We start from the raw sequence: 2,558 nt of genomic DNA on the forward strand, positions 1-2,558 counted from the left end.
CACACCATGAAACCGCAAGCGCGCAGGCCCGCCCCAGACCACCACATCGCCGTGCAGCAGCGCAATACGGCGGGTCTTGTCCGCCCGCTGCGCACCACCCCACAGAAACATCGCCGAAACACCCAGCGACACCGACACGATGGGGTGGGCGTAGTTGCCTTCGTCGCGGTCCTGGTGCAGTGACAAGCGTGTGCCGGGGGCATAGCGGTTGATGAGGCAGGCGTCGGGCGCAAAGTGGGCAAAGCCTGCGGCCTGCGCTGCATCGAGCGCCAGCTGGCGAAACAGCGGCGGCATGGCGGGCCAGGGCTGGCCGGTCTGGGGGTCAGAGCGGTCATAGCGGTAACCGCTGCGGTCACTCACCCAGCCCAGCGCGCCGCAGTTGGTCATGGCCACCGACATGGTCAGGCCGCCGGGGGTGACGAGGTGCCTGAAGGGCGCCTGGGCGGTGATCTGCTGCACTGCAGCCAGCAAGTCCGCCGCCTGCGCCAGCGCAAAGCCACGCAGCACCAGGGCGCCGGGCTCCAGCACCTCGGGTGGCCTGGCAGGCTGGGGTGGGTCGTCGAACAGGCTGGCGGTCATGGCATCTGTCATCTTTGGCGAGGGGCTGCCTGCAACGGCTTTGGCTGTGACAACCTCATTCAGCATCATGAAAGATGATGCCCAGCGTGTGCCGCTGCCCGCTGCGCAAGCGGCTCACGCCATGGCGCATCTGCACGCGGTAGGGCCCGCGCGTGCCCTGCACGGGGCGGTGGTGAACGGCAAACACCACGGCGTCGCCGCGCGAGAGCGGCACCACCTCGGCCCGCGACTGCATGCGCGGGCGCTGCTCGGTCAGCACGAACTCGCCGCCGGTGAAGTCTCGCCCCGGCTCCGACAGCAGGATAGCCACCTGTAGCGGAAACACATGTTCGCCGTACAGGTCCTGGTGCAGGCAGTTGTAGTCGCCCGGTCCGTACTGCAGCAGCAGTGGCGTGGGGCGCATCTGGCCGGCGGCGTGGCAACGGGCGATGAAGTCGGCATGCTGCGCGGGGTAGCGCACGTCAATGCCTATCGCGGTGTTCCATTGGTTGGCGATGGGGGCCAGATGCGGATACAGCGCCCCGCGCAGACCCGCCACCAGGTCGGGCAGCGGGTAGCTGAAGTACCGGTATTCACCCTGGCCAAAGCCGTGGCGCTGCATCACCACGCGGCTGCGAAAGGTGCCCTCTTGCGCGTGGCCGTACAACTGCGCCAGGGCGGCGCACTCGGCAGTATTCAGCAACTGGGGCAGCACGGCATTGCCTTGCTGGCGCAGGACCTCGCTGGCGGTTTGCCAGTCGATGGTGGCCGTGCTTTGGTGCCACACGCTATCCGCCAGCGTGCCCGGGCTGGAAAAAGCCGCCACGCTCATGCCACCTTCTCTGCCGGCAGCGGGGCCGCTTCTGCGTCGGACTCGCGCGTCAGCAGGGCGCGTTTGCGCTCCACGCCCCAGCGGTAGCCCGACAGCGCGCCGTCGCTCTTCACCACCCGGTGGCAGGGGATGGCCACTGCCAGCCCATTGGCTGCGCAGGCCTGGGCCACGGCCCGCACGGCAGTGGGCGCGCCGATGCGCTGGGCCACCTCGGCATAGCTGGCCGTCTGCCCGGCCGGGATGGCCTGCAGCACCCGCCACACCCGCTGCTGGAACGCGGTGCCGCGCACATCCAGCGGCAGGTTCAGCCCCAGGCGCGGGGCCTCGACAAACGCCACCACCTGCGCCACCAGGGCTTCAAACGCGGCGTCGCCGCCAATCAGTCGGGCCTGCGCAAACCGGTCCTGCAGCTCGCGCAGCAGCGCGTCGGGGTCGTCGCCCAGCAAGATCGCGCAGATGCCCCGGTCGCTCTGCGCCACCAGAATGGCGCCCAGCGAGCACTGGCCGATGGCAAAGCGGATGTCTTGCGATGCGCCCCGTGCGCGATATTGGCTGGGCCGCATGCCCAGCACCTGGGCCGACTGTTCGTAAAACCGGCTGCTGGACTGGTAGCCCGCGCCATAGATGGCGTCCGTCACCGAGTCCGTGGTCGGGCTGTCGAGCGCACTGCGCAGCCGCTGCGCGCGCTGGGCCACCGCGTAGGCCTTGGGGGTGAGGCCCGTGGCCTGCTTGAAGATGCGGTGCAGGTGCGAGGCACTTAGGCCCACACGTGCTGCCAGTGCATCGAGGGTGGGTGCCTCACCGGGCGCGGCGCTTTCGATGATGCGGCAGGCTTCCGTCACCAGCGCCGCGTGGTGCGACAGCGCGGTGGCCTGGCGCGGCTTGCAGCGCTGGCAGGGGCGGAACCCGGCGCGCTCCGCATCGTCGCAACTGGCATGGAACAGCACGTTCTCTGGCCGGGGTGTGCGCGACGCGCAGCTGGGGCGGCAGTACACGCCCGTGGTCTGCACCGAGTACCAGAACGTTCCTTCGGCCTCAGTGCTGCGCGCCACCACTGCCGCCCAGCGCGGGTCGGCCTGGGTGGCGGCTGCCTGCGCGGCTTTGGTGTTGGGACGGTGGCGGGTGGGCATGGGGGCGCTGCGGGGAAGAAGGGCGGTCACATTCATCA

At 69.6% G+C, this 2,558-nt stretch carries 3 protein-coding genes; all 3 read right to left on the reverse strand.

All coding sequences use genetic code 11. The annotated features are described in order from the left end of the window. Positions 1-579 (reverse strand): DNA oxidative demethylase AlkB (gene alkB / locus DBR23_RS22670; RefSeq protein WP_108499661.1); only part of this gene is annotated, 579 nt, incomplete at its 3' end. A gap of 55 nt (positions 580-634) precedes the next feature. Further along, positions 635-1,390 carry a 2OG-Fe(II) oxygenase gene (locus DBR23_RS22675; protein WP_108499659.1) on the reverse strand — a complete coding sequence of 252 codons (756 nt, stop codon included), beginning with the start codon at positions 1,388-1,390 and terminating at the stop codon, positions 635-637. Next, positions 1,387-2,520, reverse strand: a complete 1,134-nt coding sequence (gene ada / locus DBR23_RS22680) for a bifunctional DNA-binding transcriptional regulator/O6-methylguanine-DNA methyltransferase Ada (protein WP_108499662.1) — start codon at positions 2,518-2,520, stop codon at positions 1,387-1,389. Before ada ends, DBR23_RS22675 begins: the two co-directional genes overlap by 4 nt. Positions 2,521-2,558 lie beyond the last annotated feature (38 nt).

Origin of the sequence: Acidovorax sp. HMWF018, assembly GCF_003061035.1 — a bacterium.
In the GTDB taxonomy this organism is placed as follows: domain Bacteria; phylum Pseudomonadota; class Gammaproteobacteria; order Burkholderiales; family Burkholderiaceae_C; genus Acidovorax; species Acidovorax delafieldii.

Bases quoted from the DNA above. Each gene is read 5' to 3' on its own strand.
- DBR23_RS22675 (WP_108499659.1), bottom strand. From the start codon at position 1,390: ATGAGCGTGGCGGCTTTTTCCAGCCCGGGCACGCTGGCGGATAGCGTG.
- ada (WP_108499662.1), bottom strand. From the start codon at position 2,520: ATGCCCACCCGCCACCGTCCCAACACCAAAGCCGCGCAGGCAGCCGCC.